This window comes from Clostridium sp. AF19-22AC (genome assembly GCF_003479085.1).
GTDB classification, from domain to species: domain Bacteria; phylum Bacillota; class Clostridia; order Lachnospirales; family Lachnospiraceae; genus Faecalicatena_A; species Faecalicatena_A orotica.
In genome coordinates this window covers 23,944-46,781 of record NZ_QUGN01000011.1, presented here as the reverse complement: position 1 = coordinate 46,781, position 22,838 = coordinate 23,944, and the positions used below count along the sequence as shown (strand labels likewise).

The window sequence follows — 22,838 nt, the reverse complement described above, 5'->3', positions numbered from 1 at the left end:
GATAAGTATGAAGAGCAAGAAGGTTTTATCAGCGATTCTGGCGGCGTCTATGCTTGCCGGGCTCTGCACCGGATGTGCGGGGAAAAAATCGGAATCTGCCGGTTCGAAGGAGGACAAGGGCAGTGTATACTACTTGAGTTTTAAGCCGGAACAGGCGAAGCAGTGGGAGAAGGTCGCGAAGGAATATACGGAGGAAACCGGTGTGCAGGTAAAGGTCCAGACTGCGGCGGCAGGTACGTATGAGCAGACTCTGAAATCTGAGATTGCAAAGAAGGACGCACCTACGATTTTTCAGGTGAATGGCCCGGTCGGATATCAGAACTGGAAAGATTACTGCATGGATCTTGCAGACACGAAGCTGTATACGTGGCTGAACGATAAGGACATGGCGATCAAGGGGAAGGGTGACGGTGTATATGCGATCCCTTATGCCGTGGAAGGATACGGAATTATCTACAATGAGGAGATTATGGATAAATATACAGCAATGGACGGGGCAAAGGTTAAGTCCGTGGATGAGATTAAAAACTTCATGACGCTGAAGGAAGTTGTAGAGGATATGACAGCTAAGAAGGACCAGCTTGGAATCAGCGGTGTGTTCGCTTCTACTTCGTTTTCGCCCGGCGAGGACTGGAGATGGCAGACGCATCTGATGAATGTACCGGTTTATTATGAATATAAAGGTGAAAATGTGACTGATGAAAATGCGATCAGTTTTAAATACAATGAGGAATTTAAAAATATTTTTGACCTGTATCTGAACAATTCTACGACGGAACCGGCGATGCTTGGTTCTAAAACGGTTTCTGACTCGATGGCTGAGTTTGCGCTCGGCAAGGCTGCAATGGTGCAGAACGGCAACTGGGCATGGGGAGATATCAGAGGCGTGGAAGGAAATATAGTTAAGGAAGATAAGATTAAATATCTGCCAATTTATACCGGGATAGAGGGTGAAGAGAAACAGGGCCTGTGTATTGGCGGTGAAAATTATCTCTGTGTGAATGATAAGGTTTCAGAGGCAGACAAGAAGGCTTCTATCGATTTTATTGAGTGGCTGTTCGGCAGTGAGGAAGGAAAGGAAGAAGTTGCAGAACAGCTGGGATTCATTACGCCGTTTAATACGTTTGAAGAAGACCAGAAACCGACCGATCCTCTGGCACAGGAGGTCATCCGGTATATGGAAAATCAGGACCTGACGAATCTCTCATGGGATTTCCAGACATTCCCGAGCCAGACCTTTAAAGATAACCTGGGAGCATCACTGCTCGAATATGCGACAGGGAATAAGCAGTGGGATGCGGTTGTTTCGGATTGTGTGGAGGACTGGAAGATCGAAAAAGAAGCGGCAGCCGAGTAGACATGTTCCGCATGTAATTCGTATAAAAAATGCAGAAGCAGGCGGGAGTGGTTTCGTCTGTTTCTGCATAATCAAACAGGAGGAACAGGATGCAGAAAGCTTATAAGAAATACTTTTGGATATTTGTACTGCCTACATTGATTGCATTTACGCTGTTTTTCATCATACCGTTTGTACTCGGCATCGGATTGTCATTCTGCAAATTTACTACGGTTACGAATGCGGTATGGGTTGGGACTGACAATTATGTGAAGGCCTTTTCCAACGCGGATTTCCTAAACGCACTCTGGTTTACCGTGAAATTTACCGTCGTGTCGGTGATCAGTATTAATGTAATCTCGTTTATCTTTGCCTATGGCCTGACCAGGGGGATTAAAGGCACCAATCTTTTCCGAACAACGTTTTTCATGCCAAATCTGATAGGGGGTATTGTGCTCGGCTATATATGGCAGCTGATGATCAACGGGGTGCTGGCCGGATTCGGCGTGACAATTACAACAGATGCAAAATATGGTTTCTGGGGGCTGGTTATCCTCATGAACTGGCAGCTGATCGGCTATATGATGATCATTTACATCGCAGGAATACAAAATATCCCGACGGAACTGGCCGAGGCGGCGAAAATTGACGGGGCCACGAAAATGCAGGCACTGTTCAAGGTCACCATTCCGATGGTCATGTCATCCATCACGATCTGCCTGTTTCTGACCCTGACGAATTCCTTTAAACTCTTTGACCAGAATCTGGCACTGACTGCTGGGGCGCCGTCCCGAAAAACATCAATGCTGGCGCTGGACATCTATACGACGTTTTATAACCGGAACGGCTGGGAAGGTGTCGGGCAGGCCAAGGCGGTCATTTTCTTTGTAATCGTGGGAATTCTGGCGCTGACACAGCTTTATTTGACAAGAAACAGGGAGGTAGAAAACTAGATGGCGGGAAAAACAGAAAAGCAGGAAGAACCTCAGATGATGGAAGTCTCAAAAGGAACAGGCATGCTGATGACCGTTGTATTTTCTGTACTGGCGGTCATCTTCATCTTTCCGATTGTGCTTGTATTTATGAACTCGTTTAAAAGTAAGCTCTATATCAGCGACAGGCCTTTTGCACTGCCAGACAGTGAAACATTTGCCGGACTTGGCAACTATGTGGACGGGGTGGCAAAAACGGGGCTTTTGAAGGCTGCGGGATACTCCATATTTATCACCGTATTTTCTGTAGCTTTGATCGTGCTCTTCACAGCCATGACGGCATGGTGGCTGACCCGGGTGAAAAGCCGGATATCCACAATACTTTACTACCTCTTCGTGTTTGCCATGATCGTCCCGTTCCAGATGGTCATGTTTACGCTTTCAAAAGTAACAGACACTCTGAACCTGGGGAACCCTGTCGGGATTATCTTTGTCTATATCGGGTTCGGGGCCGGACTGTCCGTGTTTATGTTCGCCGGATTCGTAAAAGCCATTCCGGTCTCACTGGAGGAGGCGGCAATGATAGACGGGTGCACACCCATCCAGACATTTTTCAGAATCGTCCTGCCCGTGCTCAAACCGACTGCGATCACAGTGGCCATACTCAATGCCATGTGGATCTGGAACGATTACCTGCTCCCCTTACTCGTTCTCGGTAGTGATTACCAGACAATCCCCATCGCGGTCCAGTATCTGAGGGGAGGCTACGGTTCCGTGGACATGGGCGCAATGATGGGAATGCTCGTGCTGGCAATCCTGCCGATTATTATATTCTATCTGGGCTGTCAGAAATATATTATAAAAGGGGTGGCGGCCGGAGCGGTAAAAGGCTGATCCGGTCAGATATCAACAGACTTTATCTGCGGATTGTCCTTTAACAGATCGATTACGTCCTGATACGTGTAATCCTCCGGAAACGCTACGTTCAGCTTGATCTTTAACGTCTGGCCATCCAGACGGGTCGCCTTCATTGTCATGATCTTTAAGTCCTTGATGGAAAAGGAATCCGTCAGGACCGACTTGATATTCTCCGTATTATTCATGACAAGTGTAATCTGCTGAATCGTCGGGGTCTTCAGCCAGCGGAATCTGCGGTGCAGGATAAACTGGAAAATGAGGATGCATACGGTCGTCATGATACCAAGGACATACATCCCGGCCCCGAATGCCATCCCGATCCCGACGGTTGCCCAGATTCCGGCAGCCGTTGTCAGGCCGCTGACACTGATATTCCTTGTAAAAATCACGCCCGCCCCGAGAAATCCGATTGCCGTGACAATCCCCGCGGCCACACGGGAAGGGTCTAGGCCGATATGGTCGAGGGCGAGGATATCCTGAAAACCATATTTTGAAATAATCATCATAACCGCAGAAGCAAGCGCAACAATCGTGTGGGTCCGGATCCCGGCCGTTTTCAGGTGGTTCTCCCGCTCGTACCCGACAAGCAGGCCGCAGATGGCCGCCCCGAGTATTCTTACAAGATATTCTAATTGAACAAAAATCATTGGCCACATAGCAATTCCTCCTTTTAAATGATTTTAGCACGCAATGTAAAAAAATACAAAATTCCGGATGGTTTTTTTGTAAACTTTCGTTACTGTTCACACCGTGCCGTGCACCCTGCTGCACGGCATCGGGCCAATAAAGTGATGGTCTCAGGGCATCTGCTTCTCGCCGAAGGCGACTTGAAATAAGCAGATGCCGTTACTGTGCACGCCCGCAGGGTGTGAACAGTAACAAACTTTCTGTAGTATAAAGAGCGTTTTGCTAGTCATCTTTCTGCCTCTATTGTATGACCAGATAAGGTATAATGCTATCACTAATAAAGGATAAGGGCCAAAAATATGGAAATAAGGGACTTGAGATATTTTGTTGAGATAGTAGACCAGAAGAGCATGAGGAAAGCCGCCGCGAGCCTGTACATCTCACAGCCGAACCTGAGCAGGGCCGTGCAGGGACTGGAAAAGGAGTTCGGCGCGCCGATGCTGGTCAGGACCAACAAAGGCGTGGAAGTAACGGAGATCGGGGAAGGCTTCTATTATTATGCAAAATCCATCCTGAAGCAGGTGGATGAGATTTCGATGATCAGACTCCAGAATGAAAAATACATAGAATCCAGAATCAGCATCGCCATCGGAAAACTAATCATGCGTGACGATATGATTTTCCAGTTTTACGAGACAACCAGGGCGGAGCGCACCGAAATCAATATAACAGAAACAACCATAGAAGACGTACTGGACCGGGTAGAAAAGACGGAGGCAGACATCGGCATTGTGACAATCAACAACATTCAGATGTCCGCATTTCACAAGCTGACAGAACTAAAAGACCTCGAAATACATGAGATCAGCCAAGGTCCTCTTTACATTCAGGTAGGAAAGGAAAATCCCTATTACAATGAGACTTCCATCGACGTGGAAAAAATGCTCCCATACAGCCATATCAGCCTTCCGGTCGATTACTTTGCAAATCTCAATAATATCATCAAGATAGACGGAAAGATCCAGATAGCAGACTTTTCCAAAAAGATAAAGATGAATAACTACCATGCCATCATCAACATGATTAAAAGAACAGACTCCTTCATATTCGGAAACAAATGGCAGGTAGAGGAGCTTAGAAAGGGTAAAATAAACAGCCTGCTTCTAAACCACTGCGAAGTCACCCAGAAGTTATTCTGGATCAAAAGAAAGCGGGAAATCCTATCCAGACAGGCCGAAGCATTCCTAAAACTGTTTCTGGAATGCTATGGGGATTAGAAAACAACATCCGCGATAAGTCAAATGCATCACGGGACAATCACATATAAGTATTAGCCAAAACCTCCTTTTGTGTATATAATGTAAACATAAAACAAAAGCACGGAAGCCTTAAGGAGGTATAAGGAATGAACAAATTAAAACTTGGTAAAAAGAAAATATTGGGATTCGTAACAGCAGGGGCAATTGTTGTGACGATGGCGGGGTCTTATGCGGCATGGGATCAGTTGACGGCTACAAGTAAAACAACATTAACAATTGGAAAGGCAATATCTTTGGATTTAGTATCTGGAAAAGAATTATCTTATGATGCCGTTGATGACAATGCTAGAGTATGGGGAGATACAGCTCCGACATATACAAGTAAGGAAGTACAGTTCCAAGCTGAAAACTTACCAACTGAGGGAGCTAATATTACACTTACTCCATCTTTGGCGATAGTTACTCCTGGAAATGATGATAGTGTGACAGCGGATGACTTTACAGTTAAAGTGATAGATGGAACAACGAACAATCCTGTGGGAACAGAAGCTCAGGAATTTAGTGCAGATAAAACCTACAAAGTAGTAGTAACACCAGAGAATGCAAAAGCTTCAAGTGCTAAGGTGCAAGTAACTCTGGATGCTACTCTTAGTGAAAAAACAACACCATAGATATAGAGGGCAAATAAATTTGTATGAAAAAAGTTGTAGTAAATGTGGTACCAATTATAACTATTTTGTTGGTTGTTTTATACACAGTATTAGCTAAAAATTACCCTGAGAGTGTAAAAAACTATATAGGTTATCAACCTTATGTTATCTTAACAGACAGCATGGAGCCAGTCATACCGACTGGCTCTGTTGTACTTGTTAAAAATTTAAAAGAAAATGAAGAGCCCCAAAAAGGTGACATCATTACTTTCAATGTTGATCGCTTGGGGAAAGAAGCTGTATTTACCCATTATTATCGTGGAACAGAAGTCCAGGAAGACGGCTCCGTCCGCTATCTCACAGAGGCTGCATTAGCAGACCGCTATGACGATTATGTCTCACACAGAGAGGATATCATAGGCACTTATGTTTTCCATATTCCATATGTGGGGAAATATGTCTTATTTTTAAAGAGTCCTTTCGCATTAATAGAACTTGGAATTATTATGTTCATTATGATTATCTATGAAGTTCTATGGAGTAAGTTTGACAAAGAAGAGCGTAAAGCACAAGAAGAGGCCGAGCAGTCCGAAGAGCCAAAAAGTATATGCAGCAATTAAAAGGCAGGAACCTCACACGAGTGGTTATCCTGCCTTTTGCCATTCTCCAACTATAAAATCTAAATTCCTATTCCTCGCCGGCCCTTCTATTTCCGCCTCCGCTCATTCACTTTCTTCCGCAGTTCCTCCAGCTGAACTTTATAATTTCGTGATTCCATCTTAGGGAATGCCTTTACAAGACGTCTGCTGACTTTCGGTGTCTTGATGCTGAGGTCCTGATAACGTGTTTTCAGATCGCCGATGCGGCTGCGCATTTCATCAGATATTTCCTGCGTTTTTTCCAGCAGGCCGGAAGCAGTTTCCTGCGTCTTTTCGAATAAACCGGAAGCGGTTTCCTGTGTCTTTTCGAATAAACCGGAAGCGGTTTCCTGTGTCTTTTCGAATAAACCGGAAGCGGTTTCCTGTGTCTTTTCGAGTAAACCGGAAGTTGCCTCCTGTGTCTTTTCTTTCCACTCTGCGGCCGCCACATCCAGTTTCTGTCTGGAGACTTCCTGTTTCTCCATTGCGGCGACGACTGTTTCGTAGATATCCTCGCCGATCTGGTCGGATATTTCGTGCAGTTCCCCGGCAATTTTTTCCATGCTTGCCAGACGCTTGTTAAACTTGAAGATTGCGGATGCTGTAACGTAGAGATCTGCAAACATTGCGATTCCGAGTACTGCCATCAGCACAATTCCGAGTGTGTGCGGGATGAATGTCAGTGCCTGATGGATCAGCGGGTGGACTAAATCCATGATTGCCACGCAGGCAATGCCCCATACGAGCGAGAAGATCAGGCAGACATATCCGCCGATGTTGAATGGCTGTTTGGAATAATCCCACCATTTATTATGAAAGATCTTATCCATTGCCCATCCGGTGACACCCTCCAGAAGTGTGACGAGGATGACCGAGGATATGTAAAGCAGGATCAGGTTGTCCTTATATGGTGTCAGGAATGCAATGACTATGGTAACGCCCACACCGTAGATCGGGCAGATGGGACCATTTAAAAATCCGCGGTTGACGAACTTGTGCTCCTTTACCGCGGCAAAACCGACTTCTGCACACCAGCCTAGAAAACCATAAACGAAGAAGTAAAGTATCATGTAGTAAATATCCATATTGTGTGCCCCTTTTCTATATCTAAATATAACTGCTCAAAACCCACGAACAGCTACGTCTAAACAATAGGGTAAATGTTATGGCGGAAATTGTCAATGTGTTTGACTTATTGCAGTAAAAGTTTTATAATTGCTAATAGATAATAATTATCAATTACAAAAATACGAAAGAAACATACTTACAGGAGCGGCCATGAGGTTAAAAGAGGGAAAGAACAATCAAACGTACCGGGTTCAGGAGATTGATATTGAACTGAATCTGGAGAGAAGGCTGGAGGCGCTGGGGCTTACCACTGGTTCAAAGATCACCATTTTAAACAATGATAAAAAAGGGGCTGTCACTGTCCGGTTTCGCGGAACACGCTTTGCAATGGGGCGGCGGATTGCGGATCACATTACCGTGGAGGAGGCAGCACAATGAGCAGGGAAATTATTAATGTAGGATTTATCGGGAATCCGAACTGCGGTAAGACAACGCTGTTCAATGCCTATACAGGGGCGAACCTGAAGGTGGCGAACTGGCCGGGAGTTACGGTTGAGAAGAAGGAAGGGAAAGCATTCTACAAGGAGCAGGAGTTCAAGCTGATCGACCTGCCCGGTATTTACAGCCTGACCTCTTATACAATGGAAGAAAAGGTGTCCAGGGAATGTATTATGAGCGAGGAAGTGGATGTCATCGTCGACGTTGTAGATGCTTCCTGTCTGGAAAGGAACCTTTACCTGACACTGCAGCTGATTGAGCTTGGCAAACCGGTGGTGCTGGCACTGAATATGATGGACATCGTGGAAGAGCGGGGCATGGAGATCGACCTGCACCGCCTTCCGGAGATGCTGGGGATTCCGGCGATTCCGGTTTCTGCCAGAAAGAAGACCGGGCTGGAGATTCTGATGCATGCGGTGGCACATCACAAGGATTTTGCAAAACAGAGCCCGTTTATCCACCACCATCCGCAGAAGACAGGACACATACATAATCATCACAGCGAGTATGCGATGGTATATCACGACGATATTGAGGACAAGATCGACCAGATCATCACGCAGTTGAACAAGAATTATCCAGAGGTTGAGAATAAGCGGTGGCATGCGATCAAGATGCTGGAGCAGGATAAGGCGGTCATGGAGAATCATCCTCTTGATATGCCCGCAGTACTGGACCGAAGCTATGAGAAGGATATAATTAACCAGAAGTATGACTTTATAGAAGAAGTGATTCAGGAGACGCTGGTAAATAAGAACAAGAAAGAGGAACGGACGGATAAGATCGACAGGTACATGACCAGTAAATGGCTGGGGCTTCCGATTTTCCTCGGGATCATGGCGCTTGTATTCTTTCTGACATTCACGGTCGGAGACTGGCTGAAAGGCTACTTTGAGATTGCCCTCGAGTGGATCTCGGGGGGAGCCGGGAATCTGCTGGAGGCATGGCACGTCAGTTCCATGCTGCAGTCGCTGATTGTAGACGGGATCATTTCCGGAGTGGGAGGCATCCTGACGTTTCTGCCGAACATCTTTATCCTGTTTCTGGCACTGGCTTTTCTGGAAGACAGCGGATACATGGCGAGGGTGGCCTTTGTCATGGATGACATCATGGGCCATCTGGGACTGTCCGGGAGGGCGTTTCTTCCGATGCTGCTCGGATTTGGCTGCTCGGTTCCGGCGATTATGGCTTCCCGTGCACTGGAGCACAGAAAGGACAGGCTGAAGACGATTCTGGTAACGCCGTTTATGTCATGCAGCGCAAGACTTCCCATTTATGTACTGTTTTCTTCCATGTTTTTCGGGAAAAATGCAATGCTGGCCTGTTATTCCATGTATATCCTCGGAATTGTCGTGGCGATTACGACGGCATTTATTCTGTCCAAGATTGACGGAAGCAAGGCAGAGCATGCGCTGCTCATCGAGCTGCCAGAGTACAAGACTCCGAACGCAAGGACGATTGCGATTTATGTGTGGGAAAAGGTGAAGGATTACCTTTCAAAAGCCGGTACGGTTATCTTTATCGCTTCAATCATCATGTGGTTTATTCTGAACTTCGGCATGTCCGGGTATGTGACGGACATCAGCCAGAGCTTTGGCTCCATCGTGGGAAAGGCCATTGTACCGGTATTTAAGCCGCTCGGGCTGGGTTACTGGCAGATCGTGGTTGCGCTGATTGCCGGAGTCGCGGCGAAGGAAGTCGTTGTATCCAGCTGCAGTGTTCTGTTCGGGATTCAGAACATCACTACGGCCCACGGGATGACAAGCTTCGTAGGGACACTGGGTGCAATGGGGTTCGGCGCGGCAAATGCCTATGCACTGATGGTATTCTGCCTGCTGTATGTGCCATGTACGGCTACGATTGCGACGATCAGACGGGAAGTGGGCAGCAGGAAGGTTACGCTCGGGATCGTTCTGTTCCAGCTGGCGGTTGCCTGGATAGTAAGTTTTCTGGCGTTTCATATTACAGGGCTTTTCCTTTAGGGTTTACACCATAATTTGGAACATGGAAAAATCGTGGTAGAAAAATCGTCAGTTTTCTCTTGTCAGAAGACAGGCCGCATAGTATAATAAAAAACGTAAACAGGGGAGCTCGCGTATCAAGCGGGCTGAGAGTAAGCTGAATCGCTTAGACCCATGAACCTGATTTGGATAATGCCAACGTAGGGATATACAGAAGGTGAATGGATTTTACTGCTGTAATGCTCATGTTGCATTGCAGCAGTTTTTTTAATTTAAAGACGATTCAAGAAAGGACGTAAAGAGAAATGGAAAATTATGCAACACAAATGGAGGCGGCACGAAAGGGTATCGTGACGAAAGAACTTAAGACTGTGGCTGGAAAGGAGCTTATGACAGTGGAAGAACTTCTTCCTCTTGTAGCTTCCGGCAGGGCGGTGATCTGTGCGAATAAGAGGCATACCTGTATTGACCCCGAGGGGGTGGGATCTATGCTGAAGACGAAGATCAATGTGAATCTGGGTGTTTCCAGAGACTGCAAGGATTATAGTGTGGAGATGGAGAAGGTAATGGAGGCCGTCCATATGGGGGCGCATGCCATCATGGACCTTTCTTCCCACGGGAATACCATTCCGTTCAGGCGGAAACTGACAAGCGAATGCCCTGCGATGATCGGGACGGTTCCGATCTATGACTCCGTGATCCACTACCAGAGGGATCTGGATTCTCTGACTGCAAAAGATTTTATAGACGTGATTCGTCTGCATGCGGAGGACGGGGTGGATTTTGTGACGCTGCACTGCGGAATCAGTAGGAAAACGATTGACCAGATTAAGAACCACAAGCGGAAAATGAATATTGTTTCAAGGGGAGGTTCCCTTGTGTTTGCATGGATGTGCATGACTGGGGAGGAAAATCCATTTTACGAATATTATGATGAGATTCTGGACATCTGCCGTGAATATGACGTTACGATTTCTCTTGGGGACGCATGCAGGCCGGGATGTCTTGCGGACGCCACGGATGTCTGCCAGATCGAAGAACTCGTGCGCCTCGGGGAACTGACGAAACGGGCGTGGGAAAAGGATGTGCAGGTGATGGTGGAAGGGCCGGGCCACATGCCGATGGACCAGATCGCGGCGAACATGAAGGTACAGCAGTCGGTCTGTCAGGGAGCCCCGTTCTACGTGCTGGGACCTCTCGTGACGGATATTGCGCCGGGCTATGACCATATCACATCTGCCATCGGCGGTGCCATCGCGGCAGCCTCCGGTGCGGCATTCCTCTGTTATGTGACTCCGGCGGAACATCTGGCACTGCCGAATGTGGAGGACGTGAAGCAGGGGATCATCGCCTCCAAGATCGCTGCCCATGCAGCGGATATTGCGAAAGGGGTAAGGGGGGCACGCGAAATCGATGACAAGATGGCGGATGCAAGAAGAAAACTGGACTGGGAGGCACAGTTTGACTGTGCAATAGACCCGGATACGGCAAGACGGATTCGTGATGAGCGGAAGCCGGAACACGAGGATACCTGTTCCATGTGCGGGAAATTTTGTGCGGTGCGCAGCATGAATAAGGCACTGGCAGGGGAACATATTGATATTTTATAAAAATAATAATGAGGGGCCGTAAAGCCCCTCTTTTAATATTCGATTTCCTGAAGAAACAATCCCTTGGGATCGCATGGTGCGCTGGCTGATTCCTCGCCGGAGAAGATGGCTTCGATGCATTCCTTCTTTCTCTTTCCCAGGCCGATGTCAAGCAGTGTGCCGGCGATTATTCTGGGCATGTTGTGCAGGAAGTCCTTTGCACGCATGGAAATCTGTATTTCATCGGCATCGCCGTAAATTTTAATCTCATACATTTCTTTTTCCGTGGACTTGCTCTTTTTTACGGTAGAAAAGTTCTTGAAATCGTGTTTACCGATCAGTTGGATTGCCGCCTGCTGCATAACCGTGATATCCGGTGTCTTGAAGGCGTAGTAGGTGTATTTGCGCTCAAATACGCTGGGGACATAACCTATGGCGATACGGTACAGATATGTTTTGGAAACCGCATTTAAAGAGGCGTGGAAGCGTTCAGGCATTTCTTCGGCCGTGAGCACGGCGATATCCATCGGGAGATAGCGGTTCAGGTACTGCTGAATCTCGTATGGTTTCATGTCAGAGGTGGTTTTGAAGCTGACAGTCTGCTCATAAGCGTGGACACCGACTTCCGTTCTTGCCCCGCAGTATAATTCCACATCCTCGGCAGTCATTTTGTGAATGACTTCTAAGAGCTTATTGGAAACTGTATTCGTGGATTCACCCGCGGCGCGCTGCCATCCCTGATAGCGGGAACCGTCATATTCCAGTGTTAATTTGATATTATGCATTGTTTTATCTCCTTTTGTAAAGAGGGCAACCCCTCATTTAAATGAAATGGTTTTAGATTCTGATGTTTCAATCTTACAGGAAAGGTACACAGAATTCAACAGATTCCGGAAAATTACCTTGAAGTGTGACTGCTTTAGAGATTATAATAGAGAAGTATCATTTCATAGAGTTTCCGGCTGCAGGGGAGGTTAATATGTTTCAATCAATGAGTAAAGAAGGTCTGGCATCTAAAGGGGCAATCCTGACCGGGAACGTGGAAGAAGGACTGAGACAGTATCAGTCAGTCATACTGAAAGGCGGAAAGCAGGCGATGGAAGCATTCCTTATGCGCTGTCTGGAGGAAAACAATGACAAGGCATACGCAGATTTCTATTATGCGGTGCTTGAAAAGGAACAAAAGGAACAGTTTGAGGCCGGGCTGGATGAGAAAGAAAAGTCTGTTTTTTCAGAATTTGAGACAGACCGGGGATGGGTATACTATCCGCTTCAAGAGGAGAACTTAGGTTTTCTGGCTGGGATTACAGCGCGAAACTGGCTGTTTTCCACATTTTACTTTACGGGACATAAAGCGGTGGTCTGGGGGAATTATAATCTGGAGTATCCTCTGTTCTGTGAGGATCTTCAGACTTTGGAATTCTATAAAAATATAGCAGCAGAATGCGGATTGGAGTTGTTGTAATGGTTGAAGAGAGAAGAGTTGCCGATTCAAGGGTGGAGACGGTACACATGGTGCGCCCGAACCATCTGAATGCGGCAGGGCGTTTGTTCGGAGGAATCCTGATGCAGTGGCTGGATGATGTGGCAGGGCTGGTGGCAAAGCGCCACACGCGTGGCAATATTATTACTGCATCGGTAGATAATCTGAGATTCATACAGGGTGCCTACCAGAAGGATGTGATCGTGATCATCGGGAAGGTGACTTACGTGGGGAACACATCTATGGAAGTCCGTGTGGATACTTATGTGGAGAACATGGACGGGATGCGCCGCCCGATCAACCGGGCCTATTTCACAATGGTTGCCCTGGATGACAATGATAAGCCGACGAGGGTTCCGCGCCTGATTCTGGAAGGGGAGGAAGAGCGCGCAGAGTGGGAGGCCGCTGAAAAGAGAAGAGAGATGCGGATTAAGAGAAAAGAAGAAGGTTTTTAACCCTTCTTCTTCATAATTGAACTGACCATATTAATAGTCTGGTCGATCTGGGCCTGTTCCTTTTTGGATTTGCCTTCTTTGAGGATTTCCAGTATCAGTGACATCTCATCCCCTGTGAAACTGATGCCTTTTTTATTGGCATTGGTGATCAGGGCAAGCATGACCGGGGCAAGGTCCCTGCCGCTTTTGCCGGAAGTCTGGGAAGCTGCCATCTGTATCAGCTCCAGCTTAACCGGGTCTATATTCTTCATTGCCGGATTGTTCATCCATTCGTTCATCTGTATCATCTCCTTTCTCGAAAAAGCTGTCTTTTGTGCCGTCAGGATCTGTGCTGTTTTCATTTGAACCCATCTCATTTGAGTTCATTTCATCCTCAAACATATGATTGTACATCTGGAACATATTCTGCTGTTCGGGGGTCAGCATCCCCATCATCATATCCATCGGATTGAATCCGCCGGATCCCCCGCCAAAGGAGGAGAACATATCTGACATGTCTCCGAAGGGACTTCCGCCCGTGTCACCCCCGCTTCCCTGAAACATCTGTACCATTTCCATTATATTCATCATATTCGAAAAAGTGTCCATCATTTCAGCTTCTTTCGGAGGCATATAGGGTTTGATTTCCTGCAGCATTTCCATAGCAGTCGGCGGAGAACTGCGGTTGAATGCCTGAGTATGTAAAAGATTTCCGGAATTCTGAAAAAATGCCATTGTTTCTTTCAATTCCAGAAATTTGATAAAGACCCCAAGGAACTGCTGATTAGAAGAAGGAGTGTAGGGAAGGATCAGCTTCAGCATATGAAGCTGCTGCGGTATTACCAGTTCATCAAAAGGTGTCATTGGTTTTGGCGGTTGTTTTTCCATAAGCACTCCTAATTATAACGTTGTAAATATATATGTTCGGAAGTATAAAAATATGAGGATTTGGAAAGACTAAAGTTAATGTTCCTACATACTATAATAGGGAATAGAAAGGGAATGGTAATTGATATGAAACGAAAATTAATCATTGACGGTAATGCAGTATATGAGATTGATGAGGACTGCATGCTCAAGAAACGTCTGAACGAGAATAAAGATACGAAGGAACAGAAAGCGAAGAACAGCCAGAACCATGAGAATCAGGCAAGGCCATAAAAGAACCCCGGCACAGGAAGCTGTACCGGGGATTTTTAGGACTTTTTAGATTAGAATGTTCTATTGCAGTGAACGAATTAGCATCCGCAGCCATTGTTGCATCCGCAACTATTTCCGCCGCCGAAACCGCCACAGCAGCAAAGCAGTAAGATGATCCACAGGCAGCTGTCATTTCCGCCGCATCCACAGTTGTTTCCGCCGCATCCGCCGCCGAAACCGCCGCCGCAGCAGCAAAGCAGGATGATGATCCACAGGCAGGAGTTCATTCCGCCGCCACAGCCACCTCCGCAGTTACTCTCACATCCACATCCACAGTTTGTAGCACTTAAATCACTCATGTTAAATCCTCCATATATGTTTGATTACAGTTCATAATATGTAGCGGGTTACAAATGTGTGAGAAAGTTTTTGAAAAAATTTTACCGGACCTGTTTGACGCGGACGCAGGACAAGATTTCTGAATACCTTATTAAAAAAGGTGTTTCTATGAAATGGGTAAAACAGACAGTAGGGTATTGGTGCCCGGATATCCTGATAAATAAATGCCTGGGACAGGGTGTGCGGGTTGCGGTCCTTGATACGGGGATTACGCTGCACCCTGATTTTGATAGAAGAATCATCGGATTTCGAGATTTCGTTCATAATAAAGAAAAGATATACGACGACGGGAAGCACGGGACGCACGTTTCGGGAATTCTCGGCGGAAGCGGGAAACTTTCCTCTGGTATCTACGGGGGAATGGCCCCTCAGGCGGAAATCCTGATGGGAAAGGTACTGGACCATACGGGAAATGGCTCTGTTGATCACGTCGTTGCAGGCATAGACTGGCTGCTATCGGTCCACAGGCAGATGAAGCTGCGGATTGTGAATATCTCTGTGGGGACCCAGCCGGGACTGGATGCGGCGCAGGAGAAGCGCCTTCTGGACGCGGTGGACGCACTTTGGGACGAAGGGCTGGTTGTGGTTGTATCTGCAGGAAATTATGGCCCGAAAGAGGGAACCGTGGCGGTTCCGGGCACGAGTAAGAAGGTCATTACCGTGGGGGCGATTGAGGATCGGAGGGCAGTGGTACAGGGGAGGGGGAATACCGGAGAATGGAATTATTCCGGGAACGGCCCGACTCAGGAATGCATTGTGAAACCGGATCTGTCGGCGCCGGGGACGAATATTCTGAGCTGCAACGGAGACTATACCAACCGGTGGCAGAAACCGTATGTGGTAAAGAGCGGGACTTCGATGGCGACTCCGGTTGTATCAGGAGCCATTGCCTGCCTTTTGTCCAAATATCCGGATATGACGAATGTGGAAGTGAAACTTAGGCTGCGGGCATCCTGCGTACAGACGGAATACGCCCGGCAGGGGTGGGGGATGCTGCAGGTGGGGAAGATGTTCGAGGCTTAAGAAGTGAAGCAGGAACTTGTTCTTTTTTAGAATGCTGTGCCGTCCATATTCTGCTATAAGGAATGTGGACGGCAGCAGCCTGTCAGGAGAGCTTTTCGATTAAAAGGAGCACTGCACCATGTACAGGAACGTCTTGTTCGATTAATAAATTTTCTTTTACCTGTTTCGTCTCAATGAATAAATGAGGGCTGTCTTTTGATTTCAGAAATTTGTGAACGCTGCCGCTGACGGAATCGGGATGTCCCATGTTCATCCAGGCATCGTATACGGAACCATGCAGCCTGTCGAGTAGATAGGCTTCTGTTTTATAATTGCCGGATTCCAGATTGAGAACCAGATTCAGTTTCAGCGTTTCTCCTTTTTCATAAATATTATATCTGTCAAAGCTGGACAGCAGATCCTTATCCCCTGATAAAAAGGTCTTGCTGAAATAACGGTAATTATAGAATATAAACTGGTACTGTTCTCCTGAACGGGTAATGATGTAGGAGTCACCGCGGAAGATTTCTTTATCCCCCAATTGATTTAAAAACCACAAACCTGTATAGACCGGCTTTTTTAACCCTGCAGCAGTGAGAAAGCCGGGACCGCCGTAAAAAGCTTCCCCAGATGGAATAAGTTCGTTCGGGTAATCCTGCATTAGGGAATAGATAATTTCATCAATCTGCCGTGGCGCGTTCAGGTGGGTATGAAGAAGATAAGAAAGCATGAAAACGGTATCCCGGCAGTAATCCTGAGGATAGTCGTTAATGTTCCACTCTGAGGCAATCAGAGGTGCTGTGCACTGATTGCGCTGCATACAATGAATGATTTTCAGTGTGGATTCATTAAAATAATTCTGACTGTCTGTGAAGTCCGCATCTGTCAAACCAGAAGGTGCATAATAATGATGATTAAGATTGAGTGGATTTGTAGGTGTGTATAAGTAGACATTCATAAAATCAAATTGAATGTGCTCTTCCCTGCAGTAAGTAAAAAAAGAATCCAGCCAATCTTCTTCATAATCCGGCAGCAGGGCGGGAGAACCAATCTGCACCTGTGGGAGTATCTGGCGTATGGTCAGATATGTTTTTTTCATGAAACGGAAAAAATCATGTGCGGTTTCAGAAGTTCTCATGGCACCTTCTGACGGAAGAGACCAGACCTGGAATTTCCAGCTGTTTACTTCCTGCCTGCCATAGCGCTCAATGCAGTGGGAACAGAAATCAGACAATATAAGGCCCCATTTTTTCCCGGAAGCCAGAATCGCATAATTCTGAGGCACAATCCCAAGCAGTTCGCGTTTTGTAGCAAAGAATCCGCAGGATGGGCCAAACACAAAGAATGGTTTCAGTGAAAGATTACATATAAAGTCTAACAATTCATCTATTTCTTCCCAGAAATAGGTGTAGGTACCGTCTTTCGATTCTCTGCAGAAAAAAATGTCGTCGGAAAAGATTCCATAGAACCTTATATACTGGAATGGAATCTCTGAGGTCAGCTCACGGATTTCATTCTGTACCTTGCGATGCAGGCATAATGAAGCACTGCCGAGAAACAGCGTGCGGTTCCAGATCTGTTTCAGGGGCCAGTCCACAGCCGTTTTCAGGTTAAAACCGATATTGACAGTTCGGATTTCCTCATCCGGCAGTGTATATGGAACCTGTTTTCCGGGTGGAAAATCCTGAATCAGATTTTCTCTTGTAACGGGCTTTATAAGATCCGGGTCAGGGGATTTTTTGAGCTTCGGTTCTTCGTGCGGTATTCGGAAGGGCTCTGTCCGAATTCTTTCTGAAACACCCGGCTGTAAGATTTCTGGGTGTTAAATCCATTGGCAAGTGCGATGTCTATAATCCTTTCTTCTGTATTACACAGCATGTCCAGTGATTTGTGGATACGAAGTCTGTTTACATAATCCAGAAATCCGGTTCCCATGACCGTTTTAAAATATTTTGAGAGATAAGGTTTGCTTAAACTGAATTTTTCAGACAGCATGTCAAGGGTAATTGTCTCCGAATAATTTTCATTCAAATAGCTTAGTATGTTTATAATCCGGGTCCTTTTTTCATCTTTCTTAACGTACAACTCAGAAGTTTGCATGTTAATACAGGACTCGCACAATTCTATGAGAATATTAGTGATGCATGACATCGACAATAGCAGGAATGTGTCAGGTTTTTCTACCAATTGATAAAGCAGTGTATGGAGCTGGGCATAAATATTTTTATAAACGGTATGTTCTCTGTTGTTTAACGTATCCCTGTATTGAAAGGGATAATCTGTAATCCCCGGATAGAAGCGGGTAAAAGCAAGCAGGTCGATGTGTATGCATAAAATCCGGCTCTCGGATGAATAAGAGTTAATGTGATGTAGTTCCAGACTGTTTACAAAGAAAAAATCTCTCTGGTTCAGAATGTACTTCTTGTAATCCACAGAATATTCCACAGAACCTTTTAAAATAAAAACCAGCTCCAGTTCAGGATGAATGTGCTGTTCTTCCTGAGACGGGGATTTGATTTCTATCCTATAGGGAAGATTTTGGCTTGATGAAATGATCTGTAAATCCATACGGAACCTCCTCGAATTATTAGAGCTTGTCTTTGTATGACTGCATCAAAGTACATGACATACTGCATGATATTATACATCTTATCAGTTTGTCCCGGATGAAGCCGGACAATTCTTAATTTATCATGTCCTTAAAATTAACCATATTTATTTTTGAATCGTCAAACAGAATTAAAAATAGGAAGAAAATAACAGAAAAAAGGAAAATAATATAATATTTAACATATATAATGAAAACAATCAATATAAAAACAGAAAAATAAAGAAATAATTGAAAAGGAGGCTGCATAATGGAGGAAAAAATGAGGTTTGGAGTCATTACAGCTGCACATCGGGCGGAAGTGCATGAAAGGCCGCTTCCGCCTCTGGGAGATGACCAGGTTCTGCTCAGGATGGAAACATGCAATATCTGTACAACAGATTACGGTCTGTGGACCGGGGCAAGAAAAAATCAGCCAATGCCGATGGCCGGAGGACATGAAAATGCAGGGGTAATCATCAAAAAGGGGAAGAATGCAGGCAGTCATCTCAATATTGGCGACAGAGTCGGCCTGGTAGCTTATGAGAACTGCGGGCAGTGCAGGGAATGCAGGCTTGGCCATACACTGGGCTGTACGAATATAGAGGACGACTGGGTACAGTCAGAGGACGGATACTGGGGAGACTTTGGTTTTGCTAATTATTATGTGGCGGATGCGAGAAATGTGATCAAGTTTCACTCAGATATTCCTTTTGAAGAGATTGGATTTCTGGAGAATTTGTCCACAGTTATGCATGGGATCCATATGCTGGATATCAAACCTTTTGAAACCGTTGTGGTGATCGGTGCGGGGACGATGGGACTCTTGAATGCAATGGCAGCAAGGGCCTATGGTGCGGAGGTTCTGGTTACTGAGGTTGACGAAAAGAAAATAGCACGCGCAAAGAAAGAAGGATTTCCGGTGATTCATCCGGGGGAGGCAGGATATCAGGAGCAGATACGGGAATCTTTTAATGGCAGGGCGCTGAACTCCATTATTGTGGCGGCAGGCGTGACACCTGCGAACAGGCAGGCGCTAGAACTGGCCCAGATGGATACGAAGATTCTTTTCTTTGCAGCGGGATACCCGGCACCTGACCTCCCGGTTGGTTCGAATGAGATTCATTATAAAAGGCTGCGCCTGATGGGAACCTTCGGCGCGGAATTAAGTGATATTCAGATAGCGGCAGACCTGCTCGATTCCGGGCGTGTAAAAGTAAGTGGACTGATCGAGGCGCATTATCCTTTGGATGACATCCAGAAGGCTTATGAGGCCGCAAGTACTCCCGGGGCATACAGGGTAGCAGTTCATATGTGGAAGGATGAGGAGGAGTCATTATGTACGTTACGATGAAGGAAATAGTAGACAGGGCTTATAAAGAAGGATATGGAGTACCGGCAGTACTGGGGGAAAATGAAACTTGCATTATTGCGGCAATCGGTGCGGCAGAAGAAACGAAATCTCCTTTGATTTTTATTAATTTTGTGGATACAATGCCAGATCCTTTCTTCTACTGCCGGATGGTAAAAACATATGCAGACCAGGCATCCGTACCGGTTGCACTCTGTCTGGACCACAGCCCCGATTTTGCAGATGCAGTGGCAGGAATACAGGCCGGATTTTCGGCAGTTATGATTGACCGTTCCAGACTCCCGTTTGACGAGAATGCTAAAGAAGTAAAAGAACTGGTGCGTATAGCACATTCCGTCGGCGTCACGGTAGAGGCGGAACTGGGGCATGTGGGAGACGGGGAAAATTATGAAACAGACGGAAAGACTGCATTTACAGATCCTGACGAAGCACAGCGTTTTGTGGAGGAAACGGGAATTGACTGTCTTGCTGTCGCAGTGGGAACTGCACACGGGGCATACAGGGGAACACCGAAAATCCAGTTTGACAGGCTCAGAGAGCTCCATGAGCGGTGCAGTGTACCTTTAGTCCTGCACGGCGGTTCAGGCAGCGGGGACGAGAATATCTATAAAGCCTGCCAGAACGGGATTGCGAAAGTCAACTTTGCACGAGATATCGTGCAGGCTGGCTATGATGCCCTCATGGAAGCAAAACTTGAGGGGGACAGCATGTATGATTTCTTTGATGTAATCACAAATGGAATCAAAGAAAAAGTAAAACACTTTTTTGACATCACGGGCTGCAAAGGAAAGGCTTGGTCCCAGATCCCGGAATTCGGGGTCCAGAAGCTTGGCCTTGAAGGCGGGAAAGAGCATGAAGATAAATAACGAACCGATTAAATGGGAAAGGGCAGATGATGATTATGTCATATCATGTTACAGGGAGCTGCACCAGATTCCGGAGACAGGACTCTTCCTTCCCCGAACAAAGGCTTACATAGTGAAAAAACTGCAGGAAATGGGGCTTACACCCGTGTATTATGAGGGACACAGCAGTGTCAGTGCAAAGATTTGCGGAAGGGATGAAAGCCGGGTGATTCTGCTTCGTGCCGATATGGACGGACTTGAGATGGCAGAGGAGACAGGGCTTCCATATGCATCAGCAAATGGAAATATGCACAGCTGCGGACATGATGCCCATATGGCGATGCTGCTCGGCGCGGCCCGGATTCTTATGCGGTACAGGCAGCGGATGAAGGGATGTGTAAGACTCTTATTTCAGGCGGGGGAAGAGGAACCGGGAGGGGCTGTCCTGCTGCTTGGCCAGGGGATTCTTGAAGGGCCTGTGGAGGCTGTATTCGGACAGCATGCAGGAAACCTTGCGGGACTGCCAAAGGGGAATATCGGAGTGAAATCCGGTCCGGTGATGGCGGCAAAAGACAGTTTTTCCATTACAATTCATGGAAAAGGGTGTCACGGTGCGATGCCGGAACAGGGAATCGATCCTGTAGTAACTGCCGCTCAGATCATTCTGGCTTTGCAGACACTAATCAGCAGGGAACGCAGAGGGACAGAACCGGCGGTGCTTACAGTTGGATCGGTACACGGTGGTGCGGCTGACAACATCATTTCCGACAGCGTGGTCATGAGAGGGGCTTTGAGGACAACAGACAGCAAATTCAGGGCGTATATGGAAGAACGGATCGTTACGATCTGCACTAAGACTGCCGAAGCAATGCGCGCAGGCTGTGACATCCATTATAGCAGAGGGTATCCGGTACTGGAAAACAATCCGGCCTGTACTACATTTTTCAGAGAACAGGCACAGCGGTTCTGGGGAAAAGAACAGGTATCGGAATTGGAAGGTGCGATACTTGCCAGTGATGATATGGCCTGTTATCTGGAACAGTGCCCCGGTGTTTACTGGTTCTATCAGACCATTGAGCCGGAAAGCCCATATGGGAATCATCATCCCGGATTTGTAACGGATGAAACGTTATTGATGAAAGGTGCCGCTTTTCTGGCACATCTTTCAATGGAATGGTTTTTGAAGAAGGAGGATGGGAATTGTTTGCAGAAATAAACGGAGCAAGGATATTTTTTGATGTAGAAGGGAAGCAGTTTGTGCCGGAAGGCCCCGTTATGAAAGAGAAGCCGGTCTGTTTTGTCGTACACGGCGGACCCGGCTGTGACCACGGGGATTACTGCCCGGTATTAAGCCCTCTCAGTGACTATATGCAGCTTGTTTATATTGACTACAGAGGAAACGGGAGAAGCGAAAGAACGAAAAAGGAAGAGTATACCCTTGATCAGAATGTAGAGGATATCGAGGGGCTCAGAAAATACCTCGGACTTGATAAAATCTACCTTCTGGGGCAGAGTTATGGCGGTTATGTAGGGCAGGCCTATGGAATCCGTTATCCGGAAAATTTAAGCGGACTTGTGCTGATCACTACGGCTTGTGATCATTCCGTCCACGAAAAAGGAATTGCGGAATTAGAAAAACTCGGGACGGAGGAACAAATACAGATGGGTAAAGACTATTTGTGGCACGGGACTTTTCCGAATAATGAAGAATATGACAGATATTATAAGGTTTTTATGGACCTGTACTCTTATAAAGTAAGAACCGGGGAAGTAAGCAGAGAGGAGGTCGAGGAGGAGATCCGGCGGGGAATCCCGTCCTATGATGCGGTAAATCAATGGTTTGGCGGGGAACAGCTGACTTTTGATTTTCGGGAAGAACTTCACACGATCACCTGTCCAACATTGGTAATCGGAGGCAGGCATGACTGGGTGGCACCGGTTTCATTTACTTATGAGATTGCAGACCTGATTCCAAAAGGAAAGGCTGTCGTCATGGAAAACAGCAGTCATTCCGTGTTTACAGATGAACCGGAGGAAACATTAAAGGAGATTATATCCTTCATTTTGGACCATGAGAAGCAAAGGGAGAAGGGAGTGTAA

25 protein-coding genes and 1 riboswitch are annotated in these 22,838 nt (G+C 46.5%); of the genes, 17 read left to right on the top strand and 8 right to left on the bottom strand.

Going from position 1 to position 22,838, the window contains the following annotated elements; genetic code table 11:
• Window positions 1–7 precede the first annotated feature (7 nt).
• From DWX43_RS13735 to DWX43_RS13725, 3 genes are all read left to right on the top strand, one after another.
• Complete coding sequence (locus DWX43_RS13735; RefSeq protein ID WP_118620678.1) at window positions 8–1,357, top strand: ABC transporter substrate-binding protein; 1,350 nt, start codon at window positions 8–10, stop codon at window positions 1,355–1,357.
• Between the two features lie 89 nt (window positions 1,358–1,446).
• Window positions 1,447–2,289 carry a sugar ABC transporter permease gene (locus DWX43_RS13730; protein ID WP_109731995.1) on the top strand — a complete coding sequence of 281 codons (843 nt, stop codon included), beginning with the start codon at window positions 1,447–1,449 and terminating at the stop codon, window positions 2,287–2,289.
• A complete protein-coding gene (locus DWX43_RS13725; RefSeq protein WP_118620677.1) occupies window positions 2,290–3,162 on the top strand; it encodes a carbohydrate ABC transporter permease in 873 nt (290 codons plus the stop codon).
• Between the two features lie 5 nt (window positions 3,163–3,167).
• Here the strand turns inward: DWX43_RS13725 and DWX43_RS13720 are convergent, their stop codons facing one another.
• The gene (locus DWX43_RS13720; RefSeq protein ID WP_118620676.1) at window positions 3,168–3,842 is read right to left on the bottom strand and encodes an MgtC/SapB family protein; all 675 of its coding nucleotides are present in this window, start codon (window positions 3,840–3,842) and stop codon (window positions 3,168–3,170) included.
• Window positions 3,843–4,172: 330 nt separating this feature from the next.
• On the opposite strand from DWX43_RS13720, the gene DWX43_RS13715 reads away from it, so the two are divergent.
• The 3 genes from DWX43_RS13715 to DWX43_RS13705 all read left to right on the top strand — a co-directional run bounded on the left by DWX43_RS13715 (window position 4,173) and on the right by DWX43_RS13705 (window position 6,342).
• Window positions 4,173–5,090: a LysR family transcriptional regulator gene (locus DWX43_RS13715; protein WP_109731998.1), complete on the top strand. Its 918-nt coding sequence runs from the start codon at window positions 4,173–4,175 to the stop codon at window positions 5,088–5,090.
• A 128-nt stretch (window positions 5,091–5,218) separates the two neighbouring features.
• The gene (locus tag DWX43_RS13710) at window positions 5,219–5,743 is read left to right on the top strand and encodes a hypothetical protein (protein ID WP_118620675.1); all 525 of its coding nucleotides are present in this window, start codon (window positions 5,219–5,221) and stop codon (window positions 5,741–5,743) included.
• Between the two features lie 23 nt (window positions 5,744–5,766).
• On the top strand, window positions 5,767–6,342 hold the full coding sequence (locus DWX43_RS13705; RefSeq protein WP_118620674.1) for a signal peptidase I: 576 nt from the start codon (window positions 5,767–5,769) through the stop codon (window positions 6,340–6,342).
• 86 nt (window positions 6,343–6,428) lie between these two features.
• On the opposite strand, the gene DWX43_RS13700 is transcribed toward DWX43_RS13705, so the two are convergent.
• Window positions 6,429–7,445 (bottom strand): putative ABC transporter permease, encoded by a 1,017-nt coding sequence (locus tag DWX43_RS13700; RefSeq protein WP_118620673.1) that lies wholly within the window; start codon window positions 7,443–7,445, stop codon window positions 6,429–6,431.
• Between the two features lie 193 nt (window positions 7,446–7,638).
• Here DWX43_RS13700 and DWX43_RS13695 point away from each other — a divergent pair, with 193 nt between their 5' ends.
• The 3 genes from DWX43_RS13695 to thiC all read left to right on the top strand — a co-directional run bounded on the left by DWX43_RS13695 (window position 7,639) and on the right by thiC (window position 11,497).
• Window positions 7,639–7,866, top strand: coding sequence for a FeoA domain-containing protein (locus DWX43_RS13695; protein ID WP_109732002.1), 228 nt, complete (start codon window positions 7,639–7,641; stop codon window positions 7,864–7,866).
• Entirely contained in the window at window positions 7,863–9,908 is a 2,046-nt protein-coding gene (gene feoB / locus DWX43_RS13690) for a ferrous iron transport protein B (RefSeq protein WP_118620672.1), read from the top strand. Before DWX43_RS13695 ends, feoB begins: the two co-directional genes overlap by 4 nt.
• Window positions 9,909–9,999: 91 nt before the next feature.
• Window positions 10,000–10,111: riboswitch (TPP riboswitch) on the top strand.
• Between the two features lie 81 nt (window positions 10,112–10,192).
• Entirely contained in the window at window positions 10,193–11,497 is a 1,305-nt protein-coding gene (thiC, locus tag DWX43_RS13685) for a phosphomethylpyrimidine synthase ThiC (protein ID WP_109732004.1), read from the top strand.
• A gap of 32 nt (window positions 11,498–11,529) precedes the next feature.
• On the opposite strand, the gene truA is transcribed toward thiC, so the two are convergent.
• A complete protein-coding gene (truA, locus tag DWX43_RS13680) occupies window positions 11,530–12,261 on the bottom strand; it encodes a tRNA pseudouridine(38-40) synthase TruA (RefSeq protein WP_118620671.1) in 732 nt (243 codons plus the stop codon).
• A 194-nt stretch (window positions 12,262–12,455) separates the two neighbouring features.
• On the opposite strand from truA, the gene DWX43_RS13675 reads away from it, so the two are divergent.
• Entirely contained in the window at window positions 12,456–12,941 is a 486-nt protein-coding gene (locus tag DWX43_RS13675; protein WP_118620670.1) for a hypothetical protein, read from the top strand.
• Entirely contained in the window at window positions 12,941–13,414 is a 474-nt protein-coding gene (locus DWX43_RS13670; protein WP_109732007.1) for an acyl-CoA thioesterase, read from the top strand. Before DWX43_RS13675 ends, DWX43_RS13670 begins: the two co-directional genes overlap by 1 nt.
• Here the strand turns inward: DWX43_RS13670 and DWX43_RS13665 are convergent.
• Window positions 13,411–13,692, bottom strand: coding sequence for a hypothetical protein (locus tag DWX43_RS13665; protein ID WP_118620669.1), 282 nt, complete (start codon window positions 13,690–13,692; stop codon window positions 13,411–13,413). The two genes, DWX43_RS13670 and DWX43_RS13665, sit on opposite strands and share 4 nt — an antisense overlap.
• Window positions 13,643–14,281 (bottom strand): hypothetical protein, encoded by a 639-nt coding sequence (locus DWX43_RS13660; RefSeq protein ID WP_182440696.1) that lies wholly within the window; start codon window positions 14,279–14,281, stop codon window positions 13,643–13,645. Before DWX43_RS13660 ends, DWX43_RS13665 begins: the two co-directional genes overlap by 50 nt.
• A gap of 126 nt (window positions 14,282–14,407) precedes the next feature.
• On the opposite strand from DWX43_RS13660, the gene DWX43_RS26975 reads away from it, so the two are divergent.
• The gene (locus DWX43_RS26975; RefSeq protein ID WP_181368741.1) at window positions 14,408–14,554 is read left to right on the top strand and encodes a hypothetical protein; all 147 of its coding nucleotides are present in this window, start codon (window positions 14,408–14,410) and stop codon (window positions 14,552–14,554) included.
• A 77-nt stretch (window positions 14,555–14,631) separates the two neighbouring features.
• Here DWX43_RS26975 and DWX43_RS13655 read toward each other — a convergent pair whose 3' ends face one another.
• Window positions 14,632–14,892 (bottom strand): chorion class high-cysteine HCB protein 13, encoded by a 261-nt coding sequence (locus tag DWX43_RS13655; RefSeq protein WP_118620668.1) that lies wholly within the window; start codon window positions 14,890–14,892, stop codon window positions 14,632–14,634.
• A 148-nt stretch (window positions 14,893–15,040) separates the two neighbouring features.
• Here DWX43_RS13655 and DWX43_RS13650 point away from each other — a divergent pair, with 148 nt between their 5' ends.
• Entirely contained in the window at window positions 15,041–15,955 is a 915-nt protein-coding gene (locus tag DWX43_RS13650) for a S8 family peptidase (protein WP_109732180.1), read from the top strand.
• 82 nt (window positions 15,956–16,037) lie between these two features.
• Here the strand turns inward: DWX43_RS13650 and DWX43_RS13645 are convergent, their stop codons facing one another.
• A complete protein-coding gene (locus DWX43_RS13645) occupies window positions 16,038–17,531 on the bottom strand; it encodes a glycosyl hydrolase (RefSeq protein WP_182440695.1) in 1,494 nt (497 codons plus the stop codon).
• Between the two features lie 116 nt (window positions 17,532–17,647).
• On the bottom strand, window positions 17,648–18,502 hold the full coding sequence (locus DWX43_RS13640) for an AraC family transcriptional regulator (RefSeq protein WP_118620666.1): 855 nt from the start codon (window positions 18,500–18,502) through the stop codon (window positions 17,648–17,650).
• A 290-nt stretch (window positions 18,503–18,792) separates the two neighbouring features.
• On the opposite strand from DWX43_RS13640, the gene DWX43_RS13635 reads away from it, so the two are divergent.
• Genes DWX43_RS13635 through DWX43_RS13620 form a run of 4 tightly spaced genes read left to right on the top strand, consistent with a single transcriptional unit; the run spans window position 18,793 to window position 22,838 of the window.
• On the top strand, window positions 18,793–19,875 hold the full coding sequence (locus tag DWX43_RS13635) for an alcohol dehydrogenase catalytic domain-containing protein (RefSeq protein ID WP_182440694.1): 1,083 nt from the start codon (window positions 18,793–18,795) through the stop codon (window positions 19,873–19,875).
• Window positions 19,860–20,759, top strand: coding sequence for a class II fructose-bisphosphate aldolase (locus tag DWX43_RS13630; protein ID WP_118620664.1), 900 nt, complete (start codon window positions 19,860–19,862; stop codon window positions 20,757–20,759). Before DWX43_RS13635 ends, DWX43_RS13630 begins: the two co-directional genes overlap by 16 nt.
• On the top strand, window positions 20,746–21,954 hold the full coding sequence (locus tag DWX43_RS13625) for a M20 family metallopeptidase (RefSeq protein ID WP_118620663.1): 1,209 nt from the start codon (window positions 20,746–20,748) through the stop codon (window positions 21,952–21,954). Before DWX43_RS13630 ends, DWX43_RS13625 begins: the two co-directional genes overlap by 14 nt.
• The gene (locus DWX43_RS13620; RefSeq protein ID WP_207666093.1) at window positions 21,939–22,838 is read left to right on the top strand and encodes an alpha/beta fold hydrolase; all 900 of its coding nucleotides are present in this window, start codon (window positions 21,939–21,941) and stop codon (window positions 22,836–22,838) included. The genes DWX43_RS13625 and DWX43_RS13620 overlap by 16 nt, the downstream gene beginning before the upstream one ends.

Excerpts from the sequence above, each read along its gene's own strand:
- DWX43_RS13660 (WP_182440696.1), bottom strand. The coding sequence starts at position 14,281 with ATGGAAAAACAACCGCCAAAACCAATGACACCTTTTGATGAACTGGTA.
- DWX43_RS13710 (WP_118620675.1), top strand. The coding sequence starts at position 5,219 with ATGAACAAATTAAAACTTGGTAAAAAGAAAATATTGGGATTCGTAACA.
- DWX43_RS13700 (WP_118620673.1), bottom strand. The coding sequence starts at position 7,445 with ATGGATATTTACTACATGATACTTTACTTCTTCGTTTATGGTTTTCTA.
- DWX43_RS13730 (WP_109731995.1), top strand. The coding sequence starts at position 1,447 with ATGCAGAAAGCTTATAAGAAATACTTTTGGATATTTGTACTGCCTACA.
- DWX43_RS13670 (WP_109732007.1), top strand. The coding sequence starts at position 12,941 with ATGGTTGAAGAGAGAAGAGTTGCCGATTCAAGGGTGGAGACGGTACAC.
- DWX43_RS13715 (WP_109731998.1), top strand. The coding sequence starts at position 4,173 with ATGGAAATAAGGGACTTGAGATATTTTGTTGAGATAGTAGACCAGAAG.
- DWX43_RS13720 (WP_118620676.1), bottom strand. The coding sequence starts at position 3,842 with ATGTGGCCAATGATTTTTGTTCAATTAGAATATCTTGTAAGAATACTC.
- DWX43_RS26975 (WP_181368741.1), top strand. The coding sequence starts at position 14,408 with ATGAAACGAAAATTAATCATTGACGGTAATGCAGTATATGAGATTGAT.
- thiC (WP_109732004.1), top strand. The coding sequence starts at position 10,193 with ATGGAAAATTATGCAACACAAATGGAGGCGGCACGAAAGGGTATCGTG.
- DWX43_RS13695 (WP_109732002.1), top strand. The coding sequence starts at position 7,639 with ATGAGGTTAAAAGAGGGAAAGAACAATCAAACGTACCGGGTTCAGGAG.
- DWX43_RS13665 (WP_118620669.1), bottom strand. The coding sequence starts at position 13,692 with ATGAACGAATGGATGAACAATCCGGCAATGAAGAATATAGACCCGGTT.
- DWX43_RS13725 (WP_118620677.1), top strand. The coding sequence starts at position 2,290 with ATGGCGGGAAAAACAGAAAAGCAGGAAGAACCTCAGATGATGGAAGTC.
- feoB (WP_118620672.1), top strand. The coding sequence starts at position 7,863 with ATGAGCAGGGAAATTATTAATGTAGGATTTATCGGGAATCCGAACTGC.
- DWX43_RS13735 (WP_118620678.1), top strand. The coding sequence starts at position 8 with ATGAAGAGCAAGAAGGTTTTATCAGCGATTCTGGCGGCGTCTATGCTT.
- truA (WP_118620671.1), bottom strand. The coding sequence starts at position 12,261 with ATGCATAATATCAAATTAACACTGGAATATGACGGTTCCCGCTATCAG.
- DWX43_RS13650 (WP_109732180.1), top strand. The coding sequence starts at position 15,041 with ATGAAATGGGTAAAACAGACAGTAGGGTATTGGTGCCCGGATATCCTG.
- DWX43_RS13630 (WP_118620664.1), top strand. The coding sequence starts at position 19,860 with ATGTACGTTACGATGAAGGAAATAGTAGACAGGGCTTATAAAGAAGGA.
- DWX43_RS13705 (WP_118620674.1), top strand. The coding sequence starts at position 5,767 with ATGAAAAAAGTTGTAGTAAATGTGGTACCAATTATAACTATTTTGTTG.
- DWX43_RS13640 (WP_118620666.1), bottom strand. The coding sequence starts at position 18,502 with ATGGATTTACAGATCATTTCATCAAGCCAAAATCTTCCCTATAGGATA.
- DWX43_RS13635 (WP_182440694.1), top strand. The coding sequence starts at position 18,793 with ATGGAGGAAAAAATGAGGTTTGGAGTCATTACAGCTGCACATCGGGCG.
- DWX43_RS13655 (WP_118620668.1), bottom strand. The coding sequence starts at position 14,892 with ATGAGTGATTTAAGTGCTACAAACTGTGGATGTGGATGTGAGAGTAAC.
- DWX43_RS13625 (WP_118620663.1), top strand. The coding sequence starts at position 20,746 with ATGAAGATAAATAACGAACCGATTAAATGGGAAAGGGCAGATGATGAT.
- DWX43_RS13675 (WP_118620670.1), top strand. The coding sequence starts at position 12,456 with ATGTTTCAATCAATGAGTAAAGAAGGTCTGGCATCTAAAGGGGCAATC.